Annotated in this window: 20 protein-coding genes and 1 pseudogene; 1 reads left to right on the forward strand and 20 read right to left on the reverse strand. The window is 53.6% G+C overall.

Features of this window, described 5'->3' with window-relative positions; all coding sequences use genetic code 11:
* Positions 1 to 55: 55 nt before the first annotated feature.
* From ACWHVV_RS14620 to ACWHVV_RS14715, 20 genes and pseudogenes are all read right to left on the reverse strand, one after another.
* Positions 56 to 1,048: a hypothetical protein gene (locus ACWHVV_RS14620; protein WP_447926885.1), complete on the reverse strand. Its 993-nt coding sequence runs from the start codon at positions 1,046 to 1,048 to the stop codon at positions 56 to 58.
* Entirely contained in the window at positions 1,041 to 4,586 is a 3,546-nt protein-coding gene (locus ACWHVV_RS14625) for a hypothetical protein (protein ID WP_447926886.1), read from the reverse strand. The genes ACWHVV_RS14620 and ACWHVV_RS14625 overlap by 8 nt, the downstream gene beginning before the upstream one ends.
* A complete protein-coding gene (locus ACWHVV_RS14630) occupies positions 4,583 to 5,377 on the reverse strand; it encodes a DUF4123 domain-containing protein (RefSeq protein ID WP_447926887.1) in 795 nt (264 codons plus the stop codon). Before ACWHVV_RS14630 ends, ACWHVV_RS14625 begins: the two co-directional genes overlap by 4 nt.
* Positions 5,353 to 6,426 (reverse strand): annotated as a pseudogene (locus ACWHVV_RS14635) (type VI secretion system Vgr family protein); the annotation flags it as partial. The pseudogene ACWHVV_RS14635 and the gene ACWHVV_RS14630, both read right to left, overlap by 25 nt.
* Positions 6,427 to 6,493: 67 nt before the next feature.
* Positions 6,494 to 7,489 carry a hypothetical protein gene (locus ACWHVV_RS14640; RefSeq protein ID WP_447926888.1) on the reverse strand — a complete coding sequence of 332 codons (996 nt, stop codon included), beginning with the start codon at positions 7,487 to 7,489 and terminating at the stop codon, positions 6,494 to 6,496.
* Positions 7,482 to 8,324, reverse strand: a complete 843-nt coding sequence (locus ACWHVV_RS14645; RefSeq protein WP_447926889.1) for a hypothetical protein — start codon at positions 8,322 to 8,324, stop codon at positions 7,482 to 7,484. Before ACWHVV_RS14645 ends, ACWHVV_RS14640 begins: the two co-directional genes overlap by 8 nt.
* Before the next feature lie 375 nt (positions 8,325 to 8,699).
* Positions 8,700 to 9,434, reverse strand: a complete 735-nt coding sequence (locus tag ACWHVV_RS14650; protein WP_447926890.1) for a hypothetical protein — start codon at positions 9,432 to 9,434, stop codon at positions 8,700 to 8,702.
* Between the two features lie 326 nt (positions 9,435 to 9,760).
* Positions 9,761 to 10,876, reverse strand: a complete 1,116-nt coding sequence (locus ACWHVV_RS14655; protein WP_447926891.1) for a hypothetical protein — start codon at positions 10,874 to 10,876, stop codon at positions 9,761 to 9,763.
* Between the two features lie 4 nt (positions 10,877 to 10,880).
* Positions 10,881 to 11,996, reverse strand: coding sequence for a hypothetical protein (locus tag ACWHVV_RS14660; RefSeq protein WP_447926892.1), 1,116 nt, complete (start codon positions 11,994 to 11,996; stop codon positions 10,881 to 10,883).
* 537 nt (positions 11,997 to 12,533) lie between these two features.
* A complete protein-coding gene (locus tag ACWHVV_RS14665) occupies positions 12,534 to 13,526 on the reverse strand; it encodes a tetratricopeptide repeat protein (RefSeq protein WP_447926893.1) in 993 nt (330 codons plus the stop codon).
* Positions 13,526 to 14,521, reverse strand: coding sequence for a tetratricopeptide repeat protein (locus ACWHVV_RS14670; RefSeq protein ID WP_447926894.1), 996 nt, complete (start codon positions 14,519 to 14,521; stop codon positions 13,526 to 13,528). Before ACWHVV_RS14670 ends, ACWHVV_RS14665 begins: the two co-directional genes overlap by 1 nt.
* On the reverse strand, positions 14,521 to 15,606 hold the full coding sequence (locus ACWHVV_RS14675; RefSeq protein ID WP_447926895.1) for a tetratricopeptide repeat protein: 1,086 nt from the start codon (positions 15,604 to 15,606) through the stop codon (positions 14,521 to 14,523). Before ACWHVV_RS14675 ends, ACWHVV_RS14670 begins: the two co-directional genes overlap by 1 nt.
* Positions 15,509 to 16,498: a tetratricopeptide repeat protein gene (locus tag ACWHVV_RS14680; RefSeq protein WP_447929165.1), complete on the reverse strand. Its 990-nt coding sequence runs from the start codon at positions 16,496 to 16,498 to the stop codon at positions 15,509 to 15,511. The genes ACWHVV_RS14675 and ACWHVV_RS14680 overlap by 98 nt, the downstream gene beginning before the upstream one ends.
* A gap of 49 nt (positions 16,499 to 16,547) precedes the next feature.
* The gene (locus ACWHVV_RS14685) at positions 16,548 to 17,579 is read right to left on the reverse strand and encodes a tetratricopeptide repeat protein (protein WP_447926896.1); all 1,032 of its coding nucleotides are present in this window, start codon (positions 17,577 to 17,579) and stop codon (positions 16,548 to 16,550) included.
* Position 17,580: 1 nt separating this feature from the next.
* A complete protein-coding gene (locus ACWHVV_RS14690) occupies positions 17,581 to 20,895 on the reverse strand; it encodes a hypothetical protein (protein ID WP_447926897.1) in 3,315 nt (1,104 codons plus the stop codon).
* Complete coding sequence (locus tag ACWHVV_RS14695) at positions 20,895 to 21,713, reverse strand: DUF4123 domain-containing protein (RefSeq protein ID WP_447926898.1); 819 nt, start codon at positions 21,711 to 21,713, stop codon at positions 20,895 to 20,897. The genes ACWHVV_RS14690 and ACWHVV_RS14695 overlap by 1 nt, the downstream gene beginning before the upstream one ends.
* A complete protein-coding gene (locus ACWHVV_RS14700) occupies positions 21,698 to 23,809 on the reverse strand; it encodes a type VI secretion system Vgr family protein (protein ID WP_447926899.1) in 2,112 nt (703 codons plus the stop codon). Before ACWHVV_RS14700 ends, ACWHVV_RS14695 begins: the two co-directional genes overlap by 16 nt.
* Positions 23,810 to 23,951: 142 nt before the next feature.
* Positions 23,952 to 24,170 carry a DUF1653 domain-containing protein gene (locus tag ACWHVV_RS14705; RefSeq protein WP_447926900.1) on the reverse strand — a complete coding sequence of 73 codons (219 nt, stop codon included), beginning with the start codon at positions 24,168 to 24,170 and terminating at the stop codon, positions 23,952 to 23,954.
* Positions 24,167 to 24,991 carry a tRNA cyclic N6-threonylcarbamoyladenosine(37) synthase TcdA gene (gene tcdA, locus ACWHVV_RS14710; protein ID WP_447926901.1) on the reverse strand — a complete coding sequence of 275 codons (825 nt, stop codon included), beginning with the start codon at positions 24,989 to 24,991 and terminating at the stop codon, positions 24,167 to 24,169. The genes ACWHVV_RS14705 and tcdA overlap by 4 nt, the downstream gene beginning before the upstream one ends.
* A 41-nt stretch (positions 24,992 to 25,032) precedes the next feature.
* Complete coding sequence (locus ACWHVV_RS14715) at positions 25,033 to 25,809, reverse strand: pseudouridine synthase (RefSeq protein ID WP_447926902.1); 777 nt, start codon at positions 25,807 to 25,809, stop codon at positions 25,033 to 25,035.
* A 162-nt stretch (positions 25,810 to 25,971) separates the two neighbouring features.
* Between ACWHVV_RS14715 and sodC the strand changes: the two genes are divergently transcribed.
* Entirely contained in the window at positions 25,972 to 26,520 is a 549-nt protein-coding gene (sodC, locus tag ACWHVV_RS14720; RefSeq protein WP_447926903.1) for a superoxide dismutase [Cu-Zn] SodC, read from the forward strand.
* The last annotated feature ends 164 nt before the right edge of the window (positions 26,521 to 26,684 follow it).

Genomic DNA, 26,684 nt, shown 5'->3' on the forward strand with positions numbered 1-26,684 from the left:
AGCAATTTCGGGCAGGGCAAACTTTTTAGTGTCTGCCCTATTGTGCGCAATTGCCTTAGCGCAAACGAATGTTCTTCTGGTACTTCTCTTCCTGGATTTTCTCTACCTCGGCTTCGCTCATATCTCGCCAGTAACGCGGGTTGCGACCTTTGCGCTGGTCAGCGGCTGCCGTGGTAGGGTCTTTGTGGCGGTGTATTTCCAGAGCGGGGACATCTGGTAGCGGCTGGGAAACATCCATATAGCGTTGGATGAACTGCCATGCGGCCACCAACTCACCGGGCATATTGGTAGGCGGAAATTGAGCATCCATTTTCTGACGAAGGCCCGTTTCAGGGTGATAGAGCATCAGCGAATAAGTAGGGCTACCTTGGGCGTCCGGCGAGCTTTCAAGATAGGCATCAAATTCATAGACAGGTGCCGCTAAGCGCTCTTCCCAAGCTTTTTTTTGGTTATAGATTGTGAAAAAACCATTCTGACGGTTTAGTTGCCATAAGGGCGATTTCCGCATGCCATAAAAAAGTTCAGGAGAGAATTTCTCAAGCAATCTTCCCGCTTTCCAAAGAAAAAGCAAAAACAAAAAAACAGGTAAAACAAAAATAATTACAGCTTTAATATCATTTGAAATCTCTTCTAAATCGCCCATAAAAATTGACTTAAAAGAAAGACCCAAACACATAACAAAAAAAACCCACAAACTAAGAAAAGCCCCCCCCTTACCTATACCCATAGAGGTAAATAGTATTCTCGAAATTTTCTTATAACTAGGTGGAAGGATAGCCACATGGTCATAATGGACTCCAATTTCATTAAACACTTGAACCCCACCTGAACTACTACCAATTTTTTTAGACTCCCACCTTTCAGAAATTTCGATATTATTATATCCATACTCGTCCTTTGTGCCATTATCTTGAGTACGTCGATACCACGTTAAACGCGAACCGCTATTGAGTTGGCGAGCAGGATTAGCTTCCTCCCATGCTAACCGTTTCGCTGGTGTGTAGGCAGTATCAGCGTAGCAATCTTTTGGGCTAGCTTGATCAAACATTCAATGTTTCCTTTACCCAGTACTCACTATTAGATGAGGTGCTATCGAAGACTTCTGCTATTAAAGGTTCCGGCGCGGGATAGAACCGATCACTGGAGAGGAAAGGGACTTGCGATATTTCTCTAAACTGCACGCGCGCTTCCCAACGGTATCCGGTGCCCGTCTGGGTGCCCCAGGCATTCTTACCCTCTGGCGTATAAACAAAGTAGCGAATGGCATGCGTAGAAAGCTGAGTCAACAGTGGCGTAATTTGCGTCTCAGACTCTTTCACCCAACCGCTAAATACCGGCGTATTATAGGTTTTTCCTTCCAGCCGTTTAATGATTGCGATATCTTGTAGCTCAATCCCCATGCCCGGCAGACCGCTTTTAACTTCAATCACCGTGTTGATAGGTATCTGTTTGAGATACTCTTGCCACATTTGCCCCATTAGAAATGACGTCGGCGTAGAGCGGTTATGAGTATCGCCCAGTTGGTTCATTAGTGCATCGCATTCCTGTGGCGGCACCCGGCGGGCGGTAATAGTAATGTTGGCCAATATGCTTTGCAGGCGGTAGTAGGCCTCTTCGGGCTCTTCCAGCCACGGCGCTACGCCTCGCTGATCACCAAAGGGGCCATGCTTGACCCACTGTTCCAACGGACCATCGGTCAACATAATGCCAGTAACCGCGCCACCTACCAACAGTGCTAGCCCCACCCAGCCAACAGGCCCACTGAATACCAGTAGCATCGTAGCGCCTACTGCAGCCATGCCATACGCCACTGCAGCATCCATATCGCCTTCGTTAAATCGCTCTACGGCCTCCCACGTCATTGTAACTGCGGCTAAAAGTCCTGCCGCCTTAGAAACCACCCAATTGACTCGAATTAAATTGGGAAATAGGCGGCCAACAACATTATTCTGACCATTCTTTATTAGTACTTTCTGGCTAAAACCACTAGTTCTAGCAATAGGGGTGGGAGCTTGGTATCGCTTTGATATATAATCACTTAAATTAAGCAAAGCCAATGTTATATCTACTGTTGCTGCACCAAACGCTAAAACTGTCTTACCACTTTCTGTATTAAATGAAGATAAGCTTTGCTCTAAGTTCATCGCCTGAAAAACTACCATTAAATAAGGCAGTCGAGTGGCACTAATCGCTCGCTCAGTGAAACTAATTCGTTGACTCCCGCGTCTTACCATCTCCGCTGCATCCGAATCGATAGGAGCAAAAATAAAGCGCACCTCACGGGCTTCGCCGATATCTTTTATTGATGAGGGCAATCGGCGTTTGTTAGTACTCCCTAGCAATTCACCATTGGAAGTGCGGTGGACATCCCCATAAAACTGGGGGTGATTATTGCGTGCAATGTAGGCGCGATCGGCAGTATTCAGTCCAAATCCCTTTCCTGACTGGATATCTTCCACGCCGAGCAATGCAGCATTGCTCATATCCACATCACCCAACGGCTGGAAGGTTAAATCGCCCAATAGGGTATGTAGCGCAACCCGCGATGCGTTGAAAGCTGGCATATAAATTCTGGCTACCATGGCCGTTCGTTCGCCTTGCTCTGCCACTTGGCTAAGAACGCGCTTTCCGCTTTCCGCTATTCGTCCGAAGACGTTGTCCATCGCTCCAGACCAGCGGTTCAACTCGCCGATCGCATTTAATCGGGCGGCGGCAGCAAGCAATGAGACGTCTAAAGTTTGTAGGTTTTCTGCGTCGGGAGGATCCCTTCGCTTGCTTTCGTCTGCCAACGCTTTAGCACGAAAACGGCCTGTGCCATCATTGCTTTCCTCTTCAGGTAGCACAAAAGGCTGGTCGACCGGGTGGGTTTCTCTATCAGGGAAGCACATGGCATGCAGCGGTGCAGTGCTACCTTCTTCAAGTAGAGCAAGCAATGTGCGCTTAGCGGCTACATTGTTAGCGGTATGGAGCTGGGTTGGAGAATCTTCATTCGCTAATATATCGGCGCGCTTTGGATCAAGGCTCAGGGCAGTGAAGCACTGCTCTACTAGGCAAAAACCACTTAAATAGTCGCTCTCCTCCAAGCTAAAGTAATCTATCAGCGCCCGCTGATAGCTTGAACTTCCTATTAGCTCTGCTAAGCGTGTCTGGTGAAACTCCCAAAACCTATGGGCCATATCCCGCGCCAAGGTGGCCACGCTGGTATGGAACACACCTCCTAAATACTTGAGCGCTTGATCCGACGCCAAGCTGTGCAGCGGATTGCTTTCGCCTCCAATGTGTTCGGACATGATGCGCTTTTGCACCATAATGGCGCTGCGATAGTGGGGCTGTGCCGCACAGCGTTCAAGCAATAGCGATAAGTAATGTTGAGACAATTGCATTTGGCTCAGCGCATGGCGAAGCTCAAACAGAGGATCATCGATTATCAGCCCCGGAATACTGCGCTCACGGGCGTCGGCTAAAACATCTGTTCCTGAAGGTAGTCCCTGGCAGGCTTCAGCATTGGCCGTGTCGCCTTCTACGGTTTCAGAGCCGTCTGGGGCCCGTTCGCCACGGTATTGTTGATTGACCACTTCGACTGCGCTTGCGCGCAGCCCTACATCGTAACGCAGCGGCGAGTTTTCACGGTTGATGCCCCAGGCGTTATTTACTGCGTCGGAGCCGCCTTCCGCCAGGCTTTGCTGTTCGCTTAACGCCTCCTGATACACCGCCGACACATCATTGCCTGCCAAATCGTTTACCCATAGCGGCGGGTGAGCAATTTGGTACTCCAGGCAAGGAGTTCTTGCCCGCTGCTCGGGTAATACTTCCGGCAAGAGTAGTCGTCCTCTCGAGACACGTTCTTCGGGTCGATGCAATGAGACTGGCTGGAAGCGTTGATTCAGTGCGTCAGCGTCTTCCTCCAGCCGGTTTAATCGTGCCGCCGACCACTGGACATCAGAAAACGCCACCTTGACGGCACTGCTGAGCCACCCCATCGCTTGGCGAGCAGGTAGCCAGATTTCCTTTAGTTCCTGCCCGGTTGCCGGTCGCTGGTTCTCTTCCGTAAATATGCCGCTTCCATCGCGATACTGGGCCAGATTGACGTCCCGAAATAGCCATTCGTCATCATCCGTAATGGTCACCTCGATTTCCCGCCATAAAGAACTTCTATAGCTAATATAAAGGAAACCACTGCGGCAGGGCATTGCATGATGAGCGTCGTCGATAAGTGACTCCCAGAAGGCAAGGGGGACAACCGGCTGAACAACATAATGCTGGTAAGCTGTGGTGTACTCGCTCTCCTGCCAAGGAGTTTCATTCACGCCATTGAAAAGTGGCACTCGTATAGGACCACCCTCGCTGCTGTTGATTTCCAACCAGACATTACGCGTAGGTTCGTCCTCCCACTCCCAACTATGAATTCGACTGAGTGGGTCGGGCAGGTCTTCCTCTTCTACCGCTTCGGTCAGCGCAGAGATTTCTTGCTCATCCTGCTCATCATAAAAAACAAAGCGGTGAGCATCGGGATGATTGGTACCCAAGACTTGAATATAGAGTTTGGGCTCTTCACATGCCTTGTGACGACTTAATTCCTGGCTCATGAGTAGCTCCTTGCTGAACCGCTAGCGGTTTTATCCCGCCGATTATCATGGGTTAAATCCATAGCCAGCAATTGATTGGCTAATTCACTTTCAAGAAATCTTTTTCTAACCGCTGGATCATCGAATGACTCATGAGGCTTGCGATATTGCTGGAATACACTGGTAATTCTTATATAGCGCTCCAGTGCTTGTTCCTGTGACTTAGTCAGCGAAAGGGAGCACTCAGGTAAGTTCTCCTGGACCACCGTCTTTGTATTGCGTGTTACCGCCTGCCAGGGAAGTTTATCTCCAAGTGGCATATTAAGCTCAGCCCCTTGCCATACCCACCTATCGAGGGGACCGAACCACTGGTCACTGACTTCCGACATATTCGAAAAGAGCAAAGCGGCAACATCAGGATGATAAAAGCGCATCATTCCTTTGCGGTTGCCATAAAACTTAACACTTAAACACTTTCGCAAATGGTCAAGCACTTTTTGGCGAGGCTCACTGCTTCTGACCATCACACCAGGCGCGATAGCGGTTCTTGCATCAGAGGCAAACGCCTCAAGGATTTGCCGAGAATCCTGGTTGACGGGAAGCACGATAGGGCTTCTTTTGAGAAAGCCGGAGTAGCGCGTCTTCAGAAACAGAAGTTCATAGTCAATTATTCCGAAACGACTATATAACGACGCAAGCGTGTTGCCTGTCTCTTCCAGTATTAGCCAATACGTGCTTTGGTCGGAGCTACTCAGTAACTCTTTGAGTGAAAGAGCACTAATAATATTCATGACGCTGCCTTGTTCTTGCATGGGCAATCCGAGAGCGGACAGGAGTTGTTCTTTTGAAGCTGGCACAGCTCGACTAACGGTATGCCATCCGCCATCGCCTGATCCAAGCGTTTACCAAAAATGGGACCTATGGTGACGTCTGTATGCTCCTCCTCCCTGGTATGACCGGGCAGTAATGGGGGCTGCGCCGCCTGCCCGGCCCCATTACCCGGGCTGCCCCCCGCATTCACCTTCACGGTCGGCCCGACGATGGTAATGCCACCGCCATCCAGCTTGATGAAGCTGCCGCCCGCTTTGAGAGTGATCTCGCTGCCCGCTTCCAGCACGACCTTGTGACCGGCCTTGATGTGGAGTTCGCGGCCGCTTTCGCTGAGCCAGGCCTGGCCTGTGTTGAGGTGCAGGCTGCCCTGCACGGTGAAGTGCTGATCGCCTTCGCCATGTTCGAAGCGGTCGCCGTGCACCGTGTGGTGATCATCGTGATCGACCTCGCTGATACGGTCGTTTTTGACGTTCAGGAAGCTGTCGTTTTCGATCTCCTCGGTCCGGTCGTTGAGCGTTAAAAGCTCCAGGTCTTTTTGAGCGTGGACCCAGATCTGTTCTTCCCCCGCCTCGTCCTCGAAGCGCAGTTCGTTGAAGCCTTCGGCCTTGTGGCTTTGCGTGCGCAGCACCGTGCGGGTCTTGTTCGCCGGTAAATCGTAGGGCGGCTGGTTGACCGCGTGGTAGGTCCGCCCGGTGACCAGCGGCTGGTCCGGGTCGCCTTCCAGAAACGAAACGATGACCTCGTGGCCGATGCGTGGAATGGCGATACCGCCGTAGCCGCCGCCGGCCCAGCCCTGGGAGACACGGACCCAGCAGCTGGCGGTGTCATCGGGTTCGGCGTAGCGGTCCCAGGGGAACTGGACCTTGACCCGGCCGTGCTCGTCGCAGTGAATCTCTTCGCCTTCCGGGCCGACCACGAAGGCCACCTGGGGGCCGTCGACTCTTGGCTTGGGGTTGGGGGTGGCGCGCCAGGCGGCGTCGCCGGGCATCAGCGTGACCTGGTTGACGTAGCGGGTCATGCCGCCGGTGTCACGAAGGCCTGAAGCAAGTTCGGGCAGAGCACACTTTTTAGCGTCTGCCCTAGTGTGCGCAATTGCCTTAGCGCAAACGAATGTTCTTCTGGTACTTCTCTTCCTGGATTTTCTCTACCTCGGCTTCGCTCATATCTCGCCAGTAACGCGGGTTGCGACCTTTGCGCTGGTCAGCGGCTGCCGTGGTAGGGTCTTTGTGGCGGTGTATTTCCAGAGCGGGGACATCTGGTAGCGGCTGGGAAACATCCATATAGCGCTGGATAAACTGCCACGCGGCCACCAACTCACCGGGCATATTGGTAGGCGGAAACTGAGCATCCAGTTTCTGACGAAGGCCCGTCCCGGGGTGGAAAAGCTGCAGTGAATAGGTAGAGCTACCCTGAGTGTCCGGAGAACTCACGAGGTAGGCATCAAACTCATAGAAAGGTGCCGACACGCGCTCTTCCCAAGCTTTTTTGGGGTTATAGACCGTAAACAGACCAGTTTGGCGATTGAGCTGCCAGAGGGGAGCCTTGCGCATATGGTATAAAAATCGGGGGAATTTTTTCTCAAGAAGCCGGCCCCCTTTCCAAACAACTAGCGATGCTAAAGTTGTATAAAAGAAGATAACACCTACGGCCATTATCTGATTTAAAACATCATCCCAACCCCACCCACCAAATAAGAATTTTAAAAAAAATACTAATAAAAAAAAACAGTACGATGCAGGAAAAAAAAACGCTCCTCCTTTACCAAAAGCCATGCCCACAAAAAAAACCTGTGATATAAAACTGAAATTTGGTGGCATGATGGATTCATGGTTATAGATAACACGCATTACATTAAACAAACTACCACCATTCTTGAAACGCCGAGCTTTCTCCTTCACCCAGTTCTCCGATGCTTTAGCGCTAGCGCCGTTATACTCTTCACTGGGGGCGTTATCCTGCGTGCGTTTATACCATTCCCAAGGCGTCCCTATTATTTTTTCACGGTCGGTATTTTCATGCTCCCATTCTATGCGTTTCCTAGGAATATAAGCAGTGCCAGTATATACGTAATGGTCATCTATAGGATTAGACATATATCGACTCCGTTTTCCAATAATCTTTATTTAGAGACTCTCTATTAAATACATTATTCAAATTTCTCGGCATTTTATTCAATGGTTCAGGGGCCGGGTAGAACTCGTCAACCTCAAACGGCACATGCACGCTTTTACGAAACTGGATACTCACCTCCAGTCTATAACGAATGAAATCAAGGCTACTTGGGTGACTCTCTGGAGTTTGTATATAATATTTTATTTCATTAGCGGATAACTGGGTCAGCGTGGGGATAACATTTACGGGGCGCGTATTACTCCCGAGATTCGCATCACTCACGTGAGATTCGAACAAGCCTATCACTACCACATCCTGCAATTCACTCCCCATGCCTGGCAGGGCGCTTTGCACCTCGATGACGGTGTTGACACTACTTGCTTGGAGCTGCCTCTGCCAAAGTTCACCCATTAAAATTGATGATGGATTGGGTCTGTTATGGGTCACAGCTACATTAGCACGTAAAGCAGCTTGCTCTTGCATGGTAAGGCGACGTGCGGTGATAGAAATATTGGCCAGCAAACTTTGAAGCCGATAGTAAGCCTCTTCAGGCTCCAGCAGCCAAGGGGCTGCCCCACGCTGCATGCCAAAGGGCCCGTTTTTGAGCCACTGCACAAAGGGGCCATCCGTTAATAGAGTACCTATCACGGCACCGCCTACCAGCAGAGCAAGCCCGACCCAGCCCACCGGGCTGGAAAAAGCAAGCACAGTAAGTACAGCACCTACCGTGGCAAAACCAAACGCGATGGCGGCATCATTATCGCCACGTTGATGGCGCTCAATTGCCTCCAGAAACGTTGTTACTGCGGCGAGCACACCAGCTCCTTTGGAAACCACTCTAGTCACTCGAACCAGTTTGGGGAAAAATCACGTTATCATATTAGTTTGACCATACTAACCTGAATCTATCGCCAAGCGCCCAAAATCCCTCTCGGCCGATCTCCGAGATACTAGCAGTATCCCCCGCTAGAGAAGCAGGAAAGGAGATTTTTAGCCAGTAGCCATATTGAGTCTGGGCCAGCTATCGACACACTGTTACCAACGACACTTTGGTCGATAAAGCCATGAGATTACCAGCACTGATTCTTTTGCTTCTAACACACTGTTCAAACCGCTGAAGTAACCTAATGCAGCAGTTTTCAAAAACGATAAAGTCGCTAGGTTCATATGGAATCGGCAGCAAAGTCAGTATCATCGCAAATGAAAATCCTCTTCTACCACTTCAACATCTGGCAATTTAGCTTTAAAGAAATTTAAAACTTTTTCTCGCTCACCCTTTTTGCAATAGATCCTTCGAATGCCTTTAGGCATTATTTTACCCTCTTCAGGGTTATACCAAGGGACATTCATGCCGATGATATCTCTTCCAGGATAAAGATAGATTTTGTTGGCGTCTTGCCAATAAAACGAATGATGCTTAATGTTATCCTGCTTTGCCTGCTGCGATCCCGCTTGCAGAGCCATAAGCCCCATGCCCAAGGGGCCAATACCTGCAATTATCAAGGCTGGTTCAAACAACGCCAGTACGCCCACTACAGGTAGCAAAATAATCGCGGACCACTTCAGGAATGCCTTGCCCGATACCTGCCGCGGTTCCCATGAATGCACTTCCACTATCGTTTCAGTAAAACGATAGACAAAGATGGTCGTATAATGAGTAATAAATAGAGAAAGTGATATTGTAAACAAAAAAAACACTGCTCCTAGCAATAGTGGGAGTAAAAGTCCTTCACTACCAATAGAACCAAAATTGAATCCAAAAAAACCCATTCCAAGACTAACTAGCACCATTGGAATTAAAATAAAATTCATACCAGAGGTGTTATAATTGCGGGCTTTAATCTGCCAACTCATTACGGCATTTTCATTCGTATACCTCCAGGGCATTTCGGTAACGAAGTCCTGCTTGGGCTGAATAAACCACATATAAGTATCCTTACTCTTCTGGTGTTAGGGGAACCGTCAGGGCAAAGTGGGCAGGCCCGCTCATACCTCGAGCTTCCTCGCCATTGGGTTCGATGTCTTTTCCGATTGCGGAAGCATCAGACTTGTAAAAGGTGAAACGTAAGCGGTCTTCGCCTGGTGAGAGCAGCGTTTCGGTGTACTCTACTCCTCATGCCGAACCTCATTGTGGCAATAACTCGCGCCCAGACGGAAATGCGGGCAAGGGGGTTACCACAGCGCTTCGTGCGTGATGCCAAAGAGCTTTTCTATATCACCCATCTCACTGCACGTTTAGCCACGCTCGCAAGTCACCGCTGACATCTCATCCTCTTATAGGCGTCTGTAAATACCTCTTCGATGGGCCGCTGTGGGTCGGCGTTACGAATCCGCCTGGCTTCTTCAGAGAGGCTTACCAACTCGGCGCTTGGCTTGGCCCACTGTTCTTCGGGCAGTGGTTTTGACCACTCCACCATCTCAGCAGGCAGTGTCTTTTTACCAGAGCGTCTAAGTAGCCACGTCTCGAGCTCGGCCAGATACCCCGGAAGCGTCCAGAAGGTGAGCAGGTGGTAGAGATACCAACCCAGCGTGTAGAACCAGCCAACCTCCCCGTTGCGACGCCGCCGATGCAGACGGCGGCGGGCATTACGGATGGTATGCGTCCCCTCCCAAGGCGGGTCACCTTCTTCTCGAATGGCAAGGGGGCTCTGAATCTCATCCAGGGAGTTGATTTCATACTCCATGTAACCGCGAAGCACTTCCCACTCGGCCAGAGCTAACGGTAAAGCAGGTGTCATAAATTCGGTTTTTACCCATTTATCAGTACCCGGCAGCAAATAGCCTATTCCCATGCCGTACTGCTGTTGCACGCCATACTGGGTAGCGCCACGGGTCTCGAAAACCCATACCCGGAGTGATTCCCAAGGTACAAACACAGGTGCTTCGTAGCCATTACCGTTTTTACTTTCCGGAACAAAGCACACTTCGCGACGTTGACGGTGGAAACGCGTCGGGATAACTTTTTTGCGTTTCGAGTACACTGAAAGTACTCCCCATAGGCCAAAAAACAGCACAACAGCCGCTATATAAAGGCCATTTATAATAAATCCATCAGCGAGAGCATTGAACTGTCTTTGCGACATAAACGGAGAAAGCAATAGCGGCGCCACAACAGCAATCAGAAGAAACCCTTTAAACGCCCCCCCCAAAATTAGTTGATTACCAAACACACCAGGCCACCCAGCTCCATAATCCAGCCAAGTATCGTTAAGCTCGCTGATTGCCCCTTCGTTTAGTGCCGGCTCACCAGTTGGAAGAGGGTGAGGTGCCAGAAATATAATTTTTCCAGCAGACAGGCGCTCTACATTACCCGCTTGCTGCGGTTTAGTTGGGTCTGGCCCCGTAAGGTCCTTATGTTTTTTGGCCATAAAATCAGGTTTCTAACCCCTGCCGCCGGTAAGCCTCAGCAAATACTTCTTCGATGGGCCGCTGTGGGTCGGCGTTACGAATCCGCCTGGCTTCTTCAGAGAGCCTTACCAACTCGTCGCTTGGCTTGGCCCACTGTTCTTCGGGCAATGGTTTCGACCACTCCACCATCTCAGCAGGCAGTGTCTTTTTACCAGAGCGCCTAAGTAGCCACGTCTCGAGCTCGGCCAGATACCCTGGTAGCGTCCAGAAGGTGAGCAGGTGATAGAGATACCAACCCAGCGTGTAGAACCAGCCAACTTCACCGTTGCGGCGGCGTCGATGCAAACGGCGGCAGGCATTACGGATGGTATGCGCCCCCTCCCAAGGCGGATCACCTTCTTCTCGAATGGCAAGGGGGCTCTGAATCTCATCCAGGGAGTTGATTTCATACTCCATATAACCCCGCAAGGCTTCCCACTCGGCCAGGGCCAGTGGTAATCCAGACGTCATAAACTCGGTTTTCACCCATTGGTCGGTGCCAGGCAGCACATAGCCGATCCCCATGCCGTACTGTTGTTGCACACCATACTGCGTAGCACCACGGGCCTCGAAAACCCATACCCGGAGTGATTCCCAGGGTACAAACACAGGGGCTTCGTAGCCATCACCATTTTTACTTTCCGGAACAAAGCATACTTCACGACGTTGGCGGTGAAAACGCGTCGGGATAACTTTTTTGCGTTTCGAGTGCACAGAAAGTACTCCCCAAAGCCCAAAAAACAGTCCAACAGCCGCCATATAGAGGCCATTTCTTATAAAACCATCAGAAAGAGCGTTAAACATTCTTTGAGACATAAACGGCGAAAGTAATAGCGGCGCAACAACAGCCATGAAAAGGAAAGACCAAAATGACAAGGCTATGATTAGTTGATTACCAAACACACCAGGCCACCCAGCTCCATAATCCAGCCAAGTATCGTTAAGCTCGCTGATTGCCCCTTCGTTTAGTGCCGGCTCACCAGTTGGAAGGGGGTGAGGTGCCAGAAATATAATTTTTCCAGCCGGTAAGCGCTCCACCTTACCCGCTTGCTGCGATTTGGTCGGTTCAGGCCCCGTGAAGCCTTTATGTTTCTTGGCCATTTAGGCTCCTGTTTACGGATTCATTACCATGGTGCTTGGATCAATAGCGTACCAGCCCCTTGGCTCAATCGGCGCGTTGACACTATCGGTTGGCTGGTAGTGTGATTCTGGCCCAATACCCAGGGAGGGGTTCAGATAGATTACTTGGGTATCATTGGCATTGGCTTGATATTGCCCGGCTTCATTCAAGCGTTCAAAACGTACGGCAACCGCATAGTGCTCTGGGGTAAAGCTGTTTGGCCTCAAAGTGTAATGGTCAGTCAGCGTAAAGCGCGCGCCGGGCGTGAGCTCCGGCAAATCGCTTTGGGCACTGGCTGTGATGTTCTTGTCCCCTCAGGCAGAAAGAGGCGCTTCCTTGGCATAAACCTCGGCGAAGATGGCCGTAATTGGCCGGTTCGGCTGCCGAGCATGACGCTTTTTGACCTCGTTTAAGAGGCGCGTGAGTTCCTGGCTGGGCTTGGCCCATTGAGCTTCGGACACGGGCTGCGACCATTCATCAAGACTGGCCGGATAGAGAGGGATGAAGCAGCGTTGACATTAATAACCAAATTTAGCGGGAAAATGGGAAAGCGGTGGTTCGTGGTTAAGCCACTGGGCTTTAATCTCATTGGCTTCTTTGCGCTGACTCTCCGTCAGAGGAGTCTCAATATCGTTCACCAAGGTCAGATACGTATCTCTTTGAATCTCTTCTGTCATTGCTTCTATAATACCGACTCCAGCGACTATATTAGCTTCCTCAGGACAGATTGCATCGTGCTCTGGTTCCAAGTAACACCAACCGACTCCTAAGCGTGCATCAATGACGCCAGCTTCAGATGCCTTTACCATCCATTCATAAGACTCATCTTCCAGCCCGAGTTGGGCAAGAGTTGCAGATAAGTTTCTCATCGCAGGCGCATAACCCAGCTCGGCCGCACGACGAAACCAAGCCTCAGCCGCTTCCAGGCGCTCCGTATCGTTGGTGTAACTAGTGCCACTTTCACCATCGCGGATTCTTCGTCCCAACCAGTCTTGAGCATAGACGTTGTCTGCTTCGGCCGCTTCAAGCAGCCAGTGATTGGCGGCCTCCCTGTCCTCTACGGCGTAGATGGAGTAGAGCGCCATCATGGCCTCGGCATCGCCATCTTCGGCCTTGGGCAGGGTTTCTTCGAGGGCCGCTTCACGCCAGTCATCGCCGTTTTCGGGGCAAACGCCGCCCAACTTACAGGCGCCCCCTGAGTCGAGGCGCAGCATGGCATAGGGCTCACCTTTCTGGGCGGCCTGGTAGTACCAGTCCATGGCTGCATTGGACAAGCCGCGGCTAAGCAGCCGGTTGGCTTCACCGAGGTAGTACATCGACTCGACATCGCCTGCTTCTGCAGCAATTTCCAGTGGCGGCTGCATCGTTTCCCACTGGTGGATGCCCCAGAGCCGCATGCCTTCGCCCTTGGCGGCTTGGGTAGCGTCGTCGAACGAATAGGCGGGCATTGCCGCCGTCAGGGCAACGGCGGTGGTGAGGCAATATAGAGTGCGGTAAAGCAGTGTTAACATTAATAACCAAATTTAGCGGGGAAGTAGGAAAGTGAAGACTTATGATTTAGCCATTGGCTCTTCAATGAGTCAGCTTCAACTCTCTGCCTATTAGTTAAGGATGACTCGATCTTATTCAACACAAACTGACCATCATTATCCCCTGTTTCTTCTTCTATCGCTTCAAATATGCCGACTCCTGCAGGAATGTTTTGATCATTCAAACAACGCTCACTATGTTCAGGTTCTATGTAACACCAAGCCAAGTGTTGGCGCGCGTCCATAACTCCAGAATCTGAAGCTCTCTCTAACCATTCATAAGACTCTTCAAACATATTTAATTGCATTAAAGCCACTGACAATCTATTCATAGATGGCCCATAGCCCTGCTCGGCCGCCCGACGAAACCAAGCCTCAGCCGATTCCAAGCGCTCCGTATCGTTGGTGTAACTAGTGCCACTTTCACCATCGCGGATTCTTCTTCCCAACCAGTCTTGAGCATAGACGTTGTCTGCTTCGGCCGCTTCCAGCAGCCAGTGATTGGCGGCCTCACTGTCCTCTACGGCGTAGATGGAGTAGAGCGCCATCATGGCCTCCGGGTCGCCGTCTTCGGCCTTGGGCAGGGTCACCTCGAGGGCCGCGTCTCGCCAGTCATCGCCGTCCTCGGGGCAAACGCCGCCCAACTTGCAGGCGCCACCGGAGTCGAGACGCAGCATGGCATAGGGCTCGCCGTGCAGGGCGGCCTGGTAGTACCAGTCCATGGCTGCATTGGACAAGCCGCGGCTAAGCAGCCGGTTGGCTTCACCGAGGTAGTACATCGACTCGACATCGCCTGCTTCTGCAGCAATTTCCAGTGGCGGCTGCATCGTTTCCCACTGGTGGATGCCCCAAAGCCGCATGCCTTCGTCCTTGGCTGCTTGAGTGCCTTCGTCGATTGCATAGGTAGGCATCGCCAGCGTTAGGGCAGCAGCGACGGTAGCGAGACTGCATAACGCTCGATAAAGCGACTTTTTCATTAATAACCATACTTGGGCGGAAAATAGGAGAGTGGCGGCTCGTGATTAAGCCATTCGGCTTTAATCTCGTTGGCTTCTTCGCGTTGCTCATCTGTGAGTAGTTGTGCCACATTGTCCAGCAAGAATTGCACTTCGGTTTTATCAATCTCTTCTATCATGGCCTCAAGAATACCGGCCCCTGCTGCCGTATTTTGCTCATTAACACAAAGAGCATCGCGATCAGGATCTAAATAACACCATGCAATACCTAATCTTGCATCCACCAACCCAGCATTAGATGCCCTTGCCAGCCATTCATAAGCCTCTTCTGAACGCCCCAAATGCAATAATACGGACGATATGTTTTTCAAGGAAGGCCCGTAGCCCTGCTCTGCCGCACGACGAAACCATGCTTCGGCAGCCTCAAACCGCTCGGTGTCATTACTGTATCCTTCGTGATCACCAATGATTTGACGCCCCAGCCAGTCTTGCGCATAGGTATCACCCGCTTCCGCTGCTTCCAGCAGCCATTCATTGGCCGTCTCGCTATCGCCTAACTTGGCGTAGATGGAGTAGAGCGCGAGCATGGCATCGGTATCGCCCTCCTGGGCCTTGGGCAAGGTCTCTTCTAGAGCCGCCTCGCGCCAGTCGTCGCCTTCATCGGGGCAGACATCGCCAAGCTTGCAGGCACCACCCGAGTAAAGGCGCAGCATGGCATAGGGCTCGCCGTGCTGGGCGGCCTCGTAGTACCAATCCATGGCCGCATTCGACAAGCCGCGGCTAAGCAGCCGATTGGCTTCGCCCAGGTAATACATCGCCTCGACATCGCCTGCTTCAGCGGCAATTTCCAGTGGTGGCTGCATCGTTTCCCACTGGTGGATGCCCCAGAGCCGCATGCCTTCGTCCTTAGCGGCCTGGGCTTCTTCGCTAAGCGCCCAGCCACTTGAAGGCCACAGCATCAGCGCCAAGAGCAAACCAGGTAACAGCATTCTCAGAGCCATAAAGCTGTCAGTATCCAAACCTCGGTGGGAATTTTGAAATAGGCGGCTGGCGGCCAATCCACTCTTCTTCGGCGAGAACCTCAGCTTCTCGACGCTCTTCGTCACTTAACTTATCCTGATTCCGGTCCATAATGCTGCTAGGTGTATTATTACCTCCTAACACATCGTCCAAGGCATAAAGAATTGCCCAGCCTTTAACAGGATCCTCTTCATTGGGGCAAGGGTGCTCAGAAGAAAAATCTCTCTCTAGATAACACCAACCTATTCCTAAACGCCCCTCGTAACTCCCTTGACGGGATGCCTGTTCTAACCAGTACCAGCTTGCTTCGATATTACCCTGCTTTTTAAGAACACGTTCCATTTGCTCCATCGCTGGAACATCCCCCTGCTCTGCAGCACGCTCGAACCATTCTTCGGCAGCGGCCAGACGGCGGCTTTTAGTGAAATACCAGCCATGCCAGTCCATGATGCGATCGCCCCAAGTCGTTTGAGCTTCCGGTAGTCCTGCCTCAGCGGCGCGTTTTAGCCATTTAGTAGCACGGGTTGGGATGCTCAGCAGGGTAAGCCCTTTGTTTAGCCAGGAAGCGTTATCCAGACTGTCGTAGATATAAGCAAGTGCGAGCATGGCCTCCGGGTCACCCGCTTCGGCCTTGGGTAAGGTGGCGTCCAGTGCCGCTTCTCGCCAGTCATCACGCTCCTCGGGGCAGCGGTCACTGATCAGGCAGGCGCCGCCGTTGAACAGGCGCAGCATCGAGTAAGGGCCACCTTGCTCGGCGGCTTGCAAGTACCATTCCAAAGCGTCGCTACTTTGTCCACGGCCGAGTAAGCGCGTCGCTTCACCTAGGTAATACATGGATTCGACATCGCCTTCAACCGCCGCTTGTTCCAGGAAAGGCTGCATGTCTATCCATTGGTGAATGCCCCATAATCGCATGCCTTCATCTTTAGCGGCCTGAGCGCCTTCGCTAAGCGCCCAGCCATTCAAAGGCCACAGCATCAGCGCCAAGAGCAAACCGGTTAACCGAATTCTCAGAGCCATAAAACTGTCAGTATCCAAACCTCGGGGGGAATTTTGAAAGTGGCGGCTCACGGTCGACCCACTCTTCTTCGGCAAGCGCTTCGGCTTCTCGACGCTCTGCTTCGGTTAACTTGTCGCTGTTCCTGGACATAATATTTTTTGCACTGTTATCTTCTAATTCGGCTTTTAATGAGTAGAGTATTGCCCAACCTTGTATAGGGTCAGCTTCATTCACACATCGACCATCAGGGGAATAGGAAGGGTCCAGATAACACCACCCCAAGCCTAAACGGTTACTGACACTTCCTTCGCGGGAAGCACGCTCCATCCACTGCCAGCTTTCTTCAAAATCCTCCTGCTTTCTCTTAATAATTTCCATCCTCTCTATGGCAGGAACATAGCCTTGTTCTACGGCGCGCTCGGTCCATTTTTCAGCAGCGGTAAGTCGACGGCTTTTGGTAAAGTACCAGCCCTTCCGATTCATAATATGGTTACCGAGGGTCGTCTGGGCTTCGGGCAGCCCTGCCTCGGCGGCGCGTTCTAACCACTTGTTGGAGCCGGTGGGCATACCCAGCCAGTTAAATATGACATCCCACCACTCGTGATTCAGCGTATTGTATATATAGTGAAGCGCGAGCATTGCCTCTGGATCCCCTGCCTCGGCCTTGGGCAGCGTGACGTCCAGTGCCGCTTCTCGCCAGTCATCACCCTCCTCGGGGCAGCGGTCACTGATCAGGCAGGCGCCGCCGTTGAACAGGCGCAGCATCGAATAAGGGTCACCTTGCTCGGCGGCTTGCAAGTACCATCCCATGGCCTCGTTAGTAAATCCCAGCATGTGCTGGCGACGCTCTGCCTCACCCATGTAGTACATGGACTCTACATCACCGGCGTTAGCCGCTTGGCTCAAGTAGGTCATGGCTGTAGTCGATTGACCTATATTATAAAGGCGCATGCCTTCGTCTTTAGCAGCTTGAATATCCGCAGGTAGGGCCCAACTATTGAGAGACCATAAAAACAGCGCGGCAAGTGTGGCCTTTCTGAGCAACATTGTATTAATCATCCTATCTGCTGTCTGCGCTAGTAGTACGAATTTTTAAGCCATTATCAAAAACAGTCTCACTAAATTGCTTAGGATCACGTCCCAAGCGGCTTGCTATTTGGGAGTATTGCTCCCGCGCATCTTGGGCCGCTGGAATGTTTTCTCCCGTTTGCTCCATGAATGCGTCCAACAATTCTCGGTTAGCACAGTAAGCAACGATCCAGGAAGAGTAGTTATCAACCTCGCCTGTCTGGGTCATCCGTGCTACCGAACGTTCAAATAATTGACTCGCGGTCTCGCGATCAAAATGGCCGTCAGCAGTATAGCCCTGCTCTAGCCACTCAAGGCATTGCGCTATGGCTCTTTGCTGCTGGTCTATCGCCGCTCCTCTCCTGCCAGAGAAGTAACCCCATACACTGGGCGACGTTGTTAACGTATAAAGAAGGGGGCCTAACGCTTCGGGGGGAAGATGCTGAACCCAAGTTGCAAGTTCACGCTCCAATTTCAAGTTACCTGCAGTGTCTACTAAAGCGTCTGCAATCAATCCTGCTCGATCACCTTGGGTCATTAAATCATAAAGGCGATTAACCGTATCAAAGTCTCTAGCAGCTAGTAGCCCTATATCCAGCAAAGTCGTGGTTCCCACGTAGGCGAGCTTGCGATATAGATCAAATGCCTCTTTATCGATCCATTCCACAAAGCCATAGTCGTTATCGCGCAAAGCTTGGCTTAGCATCATAAACCAGATATTGAGCTGTTTAAGGTCTAGTTCAACGCCGAGCTGACCTTTTGCCCCGAGCCCAATAACCACTTGAGCGCGAAAATACGCCACAAATTTACCGTTCTTGATACCAAGACGCATGCCCAGCTCACCGCCATAGCCTGCATTTACGTCCCCACCGACCACCACGGTGCCGAGTGTTTGCCACTTGTCGAATGAGCTTCCCTGTACAGCTAGTGAGAGCCAGTCGCGATCTGCGAGCTGAGGAAGCTGTCGGGTCAGGTCTTCAGGCGGTTTCCAGCGTAGGCGGCTATTGAGCTTCATCCCTAAGGAAGCGCCTCCAAAGACTTTTACCTTCGCTACTTCAGCATCTCTGGACGCCCATTCCGTTCCTGTAATATTGAGCCCTTTATCATCAAAGGTGATGCCTGCCTGTGCGGATAGCTCAAGCGTGGCGCCTGCAAACCCCTTGGCTACCGCAGCAACTTGAAGTGAGTAACGGCCCAGGTCTCGTTCTTCTCCACCGTTTTGGTTCAATACCGCTATAATATTTTGAGCATCCGCCTCTTCAGGAAAATTGAATGGCCCCAGCGTTGCCTCGCCGCGAGCCAAACTCGCTGTTCGTTTCATCGAGAGTTCATAATTGGCACTTACGCTATTTTTATTCTCATCAAAATTTTTTCTACTGCTGGTGCTTTCCCGATTGTTTGAACCCGCTCCCCATACATCTAGCCTGTCTTCAGTGCCGCCCTGGCGCGAGCTACTTCTTAACGAGTTTTCACCCTCAATACCGCCGCTGCTACTGTCTTTGAAAAACTCGAGGGTAGCGCTGGAAGACATTAATGCGAGAGGGTCATCAATATCCAGCGCTTCGTTCAACTCGGCGCTGGACATGCTGACCAGACGAAACATCTGCGCTTGGGCACTAGCGTCAAACAGGCGCAGTTTCTGCTTGCCTGGGCCGGTAAAGAGAATCCTTTGTAAATTTTTACCCCAGCGTTCCTTGGCGCCGGCATCTGCCAACGACTCAACATGATTTTGTTCACTAGGATCACTAGACAAATAACTAAATAGCGCTTCAGGAATAAAACTGCCTATTCCATCCTCAAACCACTCAGACTTAGCTGAAATTCTTTTGCAGCCGCGCTGCTGAAACCAGTAAGAGAGCGCGGTTTCTCTTGATTCCCAAAGCGTAGCCGGAAGCACGCCATCACTTTCCAGGCATTGCTGTACTATATGTCGCTCGCCTTCGGTCATATCCTTCATCAGATTTTTCATGCTTATATGGCTAAGCGCTCGATCCAAAACAGGAGAGCTGAACTCCCTGAGAGGGAAATCACTTCGCACTAACGTATTAGTCTGTTGACGCTCGTAACCAAGGGCATAACGAGGATCATCTACATCAGACTGCCAAAAAAGGACTCGCTTAGGAGTCATCTGTTCGACCGAACTTTCTGCTAATGCATAAAGTGTATCCAATTGATCCGTTAATTCTTTAAAATCTCTGCGTTCACCTTCAAACAACTGAAGCGGCAGGGCAGTATTTCGTGCTGTCGCGGTAGCCCAGTCAGACAATTTGCGCTCTACCGAGTCCAAAATATCCACCGCTTTTTTGAGAACTTTATTATAAGTATTAAATGCATTTTCGCTTTCCTGCGGAGCTTGAGCATCTGTGCTCGGCATTGTCACATCAGCAAGCGCCCACTCAGGGGTCGCGATCCCCATCGCCGCCAAGGCCAGAATACTATCCTCATAAGCCCGAACATCATTAGAAAGTTCTTCCTCCTTTTCCAAGAAGTAGGTTTTAATGACATCACAGCGGGATGAGTCAACCGGGGACATGCTTTCGCAATCTGCCAGGAATTCGCTATATTCTTTAAGCGCTTCTCGAATGGACAAGGTACCGCCAGGATTATCCACCGATACCTGGTCTTTAATAACTTTGGAGCGGCACTGGCGATATGTTTCAATGGCTTCCTGTATCTCCTTTTCCCAGGCGCCGTAATAATTATCACCCTCTATCGTATAACCACCTTCTTTAGCCCTCCGCTCTCCCTCTTTATATAATTCGTTCAACTCAGAAATTAGCCGAGTTTCTTCTGGGCGCCTAAAGCGGTTCCAAGCGTAGTTAGCAGATACGGCAACAGGGTTGACCCAATACCATGCGTTTTCGAGTAATGGTTGATATTCTCTAACGCTCTCCGCTGCATCTATCTCATCATCTTCTTCTTGACGATTTTCGTTTAGAAGCTCTGACAAGCGATTCAGTTTCTCATACGCTAGCTGGCGCTCGCCTTCATCGAGAAAATTCTCAGGCCTGACGGCTAAAAAGCATTCTAACAGGCCTGCCTCGTCTGATAGCTTTTCGAACCTCTGTTCATGATCTTCAATGCTTGCCCATTCAGAAAGCTCCTCTGCAGCACTATGCAGCGATTCTGCCATCTTCTCAGTCAAGAGCCAGAAGTCCCCGGTTCCGGTAAGATAAATAATGTCGGCCCAATTTTTGACCGTGCACATCAAAGGCTCTGAATCTTCGACTTCCTCAGTTGCAGGCCCAAGGTTGAAGCTATTCAATCTCAATAAGATGCTGTTTTCATCATTCGGTTCGTTAAGCATCAGGTCATTCTCTCGATTAAATGAATACGCCGAACAGTAGTTAAGCTCTGACTTTTAATAATTCCCTCAACTTCAGACCACGCTTGCTCATCAGCTTGCTGTACCATGTAAAGCAACCTCTTTAGATAGCGGTCTTTTTTTATACCGCCCGCTACACATTGGCCTAATCTGTCTATCCAGCTCTGGGGCAACGCCTCCATGGGCGTGCTAGTGGCACCGCTTAGCCACCAGGCGCGGCTGCTCTCCTTGAGGGCCTGCTCCGTGACCCTGTCCAGACGAATCAAGGGTGGATCACCCGCCAATTCTTCAGGCGCCGGCCACTTTCGCCAACTTCCTTCAGGCGTGGGGATGTAGAGCGCGCTGAACGGGGCAACAAGATGACGCCAGGTGACTGGATCAGCGCTGGCCAGCAGGGCGGTCCAGGCGGCGGGTTTTTGCAGGTTGATGAGCGACTGCCCGCCATGCGGGTCCGATAGAACAAAGAGTGTTCCGAGGTGGTCGGCCATGCTTTTCAGAGTGGCACCAGGTTTGGCCGTCGCTATCCATCCCAGTTGTCGATGACAAAACGCTTCAGCTTCTAGCGCAGCCGGGCTGCCAGGAACTACTTCTACCAGCCACGGGCTCGCTTCAATCAGCGGTGCCAGCGGCGTGCCGGCAAATAGCGTCATGAACTCGTTACGACCCGGTTGATTCAACCAGGCGGCACATCGCGCCGGATCACGGCGCTGATCGAGTATCAACCACCACGTTTTTTCGCTTGTCGCGGGCCGCTTACATGGCTGGCTGCGCGCGGGAATCTCTTTTAGCCAGCTAGACATGGGCAGTCCTCACGCGTGCACTGGGTGTTGTGTATTTTGCCGCACAGCGGCATGAGCGCGGCATCGCTCATTTGGTAATCGTTCACCCTGGGTAACGACCCGGCTGGCAGCGATACGGGGGAAATCGCTTCGTGCGCCTCCGCCACCGCCCGCCCGGGCAATAGCGGGTCTTCCACAGCCTGCCCGGTCCCATTACCCGGGCTGCCCCCCGCATTCACCTTCACGGTCGGCCCGACGATGGTAATGCCACCGCCATCCAGCTTGATGAAGCTGCCGCCCGCGTTGAGGGTGATCTCGCTGCCCGCTTCCAGCACGACCTTGTGACCGGCCTTGATGTGGAGTTCGCGGCCGCTTTCGCTGAGCCAGGCCTGGCCGGCGTTGAGGTGCAGGCTGCCCTGCACGGTGAAGTGCTGATCGCCTTCGCCATGTTCGAAGCGGTCGCCGTGCACCGTGTGATGATCATCGTGATCGACCTCGCTGATACGGTCGTTTTTAACGTTCAGGAAGCTGTCGTTTTCGATCTCCTCGGTACGGTCGTTGAGCGTTAAAAGCTCCAGGTCCTTCTGGGCGTGGACCCAGATCTGCTCTTCCCCCGCCTCGTCCTCGAAGCGCAGTTCGTTGAAGCCTTCAGCCTTGTGGCTTTGCGTGCGCAGCACCGTGCGGGTCTTGTTCGCCGGTAAATCGTAGGGCGGCTGGTTGACTGCGTGATAGGTGCGCCCGGTGACCAGCGGCTGGTCCGGGTCGCCTTCCAGAAACGAGACGATGACCTCGTGGCCGATACGCGGGATGGCGATGCTGCCGTAGCCGCCTCCGGCCCAGCCCTGGGAGACGCGCACCCAGCAGCTGGCGGTGTCATCGGGCTCGGCGTAGCGGTCCCAGGGGAACTGGACCTTGACCCGGCCGTGCTCGTCGCAGTGAATCTCTTCGCCTTCCGGGCCGACCACGAAAGCCACCTGGGGGCCGTCGACCCGCGGTTTTGGGTTCGGCGTGGCGCGCCAGGCGGCGTCACCGGGCATCAGCGTGACCTGGTTGACGTAGCGGGTCATGCCGCCGGTGTCGCTGGCGCTGATGCTGTCCTCTTCCAGTGCCTGGGGCTGCTCGCCGGCGTGGTGCACCGCGACCACCTGCCAGTCCCGGTTGAGGCTCTCGGTGTCGTGATCGGTCAGCGTGAAGCGCGCGCCGGGGGCGAACTCGGGCAAATCGCTTTGGGCGCTGGCCGTGGTGGCGTTGCGGCGCAGGTGCTCCAGGCGGATGCGGGTGAAGGGCTTGCCGGAGGCGTCTTCCTTGTAGCGGCCGGGGTAGTCAAAGTGTTCGTAGTCGGTCTGCTGGCCGTGCTCGGCGACGTCATCGCCCATGTGATCGTGAAGCTGGGCGTAGGCCGGGTTCTTGAAGCTGTAGTCCTTGAGCTGGGCGCTGGCGGCGGCGACCCGGGCGGTGTGGCTCAGCTTGCGCACGTGGCGGGTAGGCGGCGTGCCGCCGGCGCGGCTGTGGTAGGTGCGCTCGCCCAGGTTCGTCAGCACCTGGGGGTCGTCGGAGAACACCAGCCGGTGGGCGCCGCCCTCGCTGTCCTCGCCTTTTTCATCAAACAGGTGAAAATAGAACAGTCCTTCCTCGGCGGCGAGGCGCTCGATGAAGGTGAGATCCGTTTCGCGGTACTGCACGCAGTATTCCCGCTCGAGGGGTTCGCGGCTGACGGCGAAGGCGACATCGGTAATACCACGCTCGTCCAGCAGGGTGTTGATGATGGTGAGCGGGTCGACCTTCTGGAAGATGCGCGAGTTCTGGCGCAGCGAGGTGCGCCAGAGCGCCGGGCGCAGCGTTAGTGAATAGAAGGTGCGCCGATGGCCGCGATCACCCCGGCCGAACTCGCTGATGATGCCGTGGACCCGGCGCAGCGGCTCGCCGTCCTGCCAGACGGTCAGCGTGGCTTCGCGGTCAAGAAGCTCGGAAGCCTCCAGGTCGCCTTCGCGGCTGGCGACGTTCAGCGTCAGCTCGAAGGGCTCGGAGAGCGCCTCGCGGTGGGTGAAGTCGATGACCGCGACGTCATCCACGCCCGCAAGCGTGAGAGTGAATTGAAGCCCTTTTCCTTTTGCCATTGCGCTGCTCCTTGCCTCTTAACCCGTCACTAGAGAATGACGAGAATAACGACCTGGGCGACAAGCGCAAACGTATCCGCTACAAGGAGCGAATCACTTACACAAATGTAAGAAATTGCTTACATAATCGAAGTAAACTTGACTAAAAAGGCGTCTCCAGAGCGAAGCGCGGTTGGTCGCGTCCTTCGATCAAGACGTGCTCATTGAACATCTCGAGCGGACGCACCCAGAGGCCGTACTCACCGTACAGCGCGCGATAAACGACCAGCTCTTCTTCGCTTTCGCTATGCCGAGCGGTGCCAAGCACCTCGTAAAGGGCGCCTTTATAGTGGCGGTAAATGCCGGGAACGGGGGCGGTCATTCGCTTTCCTTTTCAGTAACGGGGGTGACATCGCTCAGGTGGGCTTTTTTCGCCAGACGCTCCAGCACTTTGGAAGCCGCCACGAAGCCAAAGGTGCCGGTGACGAAGGTGGCGGCGCCAAAGCCGGAGGCGCAGTCCAGCCGGGTGGCATCCCCGCTGCCGGGCTTTTTTAGGCACACTTCGCCGTCCGCGCTTGGGTAGGCCAGCTGTTCGTCGGAGTAGACGCACTCGACCGAAAAGCGCCGCTTGGGGTTGCGCGAGAAGTGGTAGTCCCGACGCAGGCGCGAGCGCACTTTCGAAAGCAGCGGGTCGTGCTCGGTGCGGGTGAGATCCGCTACTTGAATGCGCGTGGGGTCGGTTTGCCCGCCGGCCGCGCCCGTCACGGTGATGGGGATCTTGCGCCGCTTGCACCAGGCGATCAGCGCGGCCTTGGCGATCACGCTGTCAATGGCGTCGACCACGTGGTCGGCATCATCGGGAATGCGATCAAACAGGTTCGTCGGGGTCACGAACGCGGTATCGGCGATGATCTCGATGTCAGGGTTGATCAAGCGGCAGCGCTCGGCCAGCACCGCGACCTTGGGCTGGCCGATGGTACCATCGAGGGCGTGAAGCTGGCGGTTGACGTTGGAGACGCAGACGTCGTCCAGGTCGATCAGCGTGAGCTTGCCAACTCCTGAGCGCGCCAGCGCCTCGACCGTCCAGCTGCCCACCCCGCCCACGCCGACCACCACCACGTGGGCGTGGCGAAAGGCATTGGCTGCGCGCTGGCCGTAAAGGCGGCGAATGCCGCCAAAGCGGAAGTCGTAGTCGGTCGACATGGCAAACTCTCTATCAATGTTCGGTTAGCGCGAATGTTGGGTTAACGTGCCGGGGTCGCGTCGGTATCCGGTGTTAGCGCCTCAAGACGGGCGCCATCCAGCGGCAGGTGCCCGGCCCAACCCAACTGCTCGAAAAGCGCGGTCATCACCGGGTCCAACGCGCAGCCGATGCTCAAGCGGGCCGACTGAAACGGGTGGTCGAAAGCCAAGTGGCTGGCCGCCAGCAATAGCCGTGGGGCGTCAAGCTGCTCGGCGAAAAAGCGATTGTGTACGCTTTTACCGTGTTTGGCATCGCCAATGATGGGATAGCCGCGGCGGGACAGGTGGCGGCGTATTTGATGGCGCCGCCCGGTCAGCGGGCGCGCCTCGACCAGCGAGTAGCGCGCCACCGGGTAGCGGTCGACCTGCACCGGCAGTTCCACGCTGTCCAGCCGTGTGATATCGGTACGCGCGGCTAGGGCGGGCATTTCCGCCTTGGGGCGGGTGCCGTCCTCTTCGCGCAGCGGGTAGTCGAGGGTCTCGGCGTCCGGGGCCTTGCCGCGCACCACCGCCAGGTAGCGTTTTTCCACCACGCGCTCGTTGAACGCTTGGCTTAGCTTGCTCGCGGCCTCGGAAGAGAGCGCCATGACCATCACCCCGGAGGTCGGCCGGTCCAGCCGATGAACCGGATAGACCCGCTGGCCCAGCTGGTCGCGCAGCATTTGCAGCAGGAAGGTGGTTTCTCCCCGGGCGAGTTTGGAGCGGTGCACCAAAAGCCCGGCGGGCTTGTGCAGCGCCACCAGGTGCTCGTCCTGATAAAGAATGCGTAACGCCGCCATGGCCTTCCCCGCAAAAAAAGTGGCGCTATTGTCGCGGCTTCGCCGGCGGTTGTCACCCGGCCAGGATAATAACCCCCGGCCACGTTGGCGCCACCGGCGCCAAGCAGCTACCTTGTAAAGGCACCCTTCGGGGCTTCCATGGAACAGGAAAGGAGAAACCACATGCGTTTAGCAACCCCTCTTACCGGTATTGCAGCGGCCCTTCTACTAGCAGGCGCTGCCCATGCCCAAACCAGCGACTCGCTGGAAGTAAACATGCACGAAGTCACCGCCGACGGCGTAGAAGAAGCGCTGGGCACCGTGACTATCGAAGAAAGCTCGGAGTTCGGCGGCGTGCTGCTGACGCCCTCCATTACCGACCTGGAGCCCGGCATTTACGGCTTCCACCTGCACCAGAACCCGAGCTGCGAACCCGCCGAGGATGACGACGGCGAAATGACCGCCGCCCAGGCCGCCGGTGGTCACTACGACCCGGAAGAAACCGACACCCACCAGGGCCCCTACGGCGAAGGCCACTTGGGTGACCTTCCGGTCCTCACGGTGAACGAAGACGGTGAAGCGAACCTTCCGGTACTCGCGCCGCGCTTGAGCATGGACGACATCACCGACCGCGCCTTGATCATTCATGAAGGCGGCGACACCTACGAAGACGAGCCGCATCTGGGCGGCGGCGGTGCCCGCATGCTGTGTGGCGTTACCCCCACGTCCTGATCTTCGCACTCGTGTGAATCGAAAACGGGCAGCCCATGGCTGCCCGTTTTGCGTTATAAAGCCCCGTGGCCCGGCAAGGGAAACTAAAGTCGTAGAGCGAATCCCGCCGCGAACAGATACATTCGCAGGCTTGGGCAGGCCAGCCGTGCCTAACGCCTGCTGCC

Source organism: Vreelandella sp. EE27 (assembly GCF_968206495.1).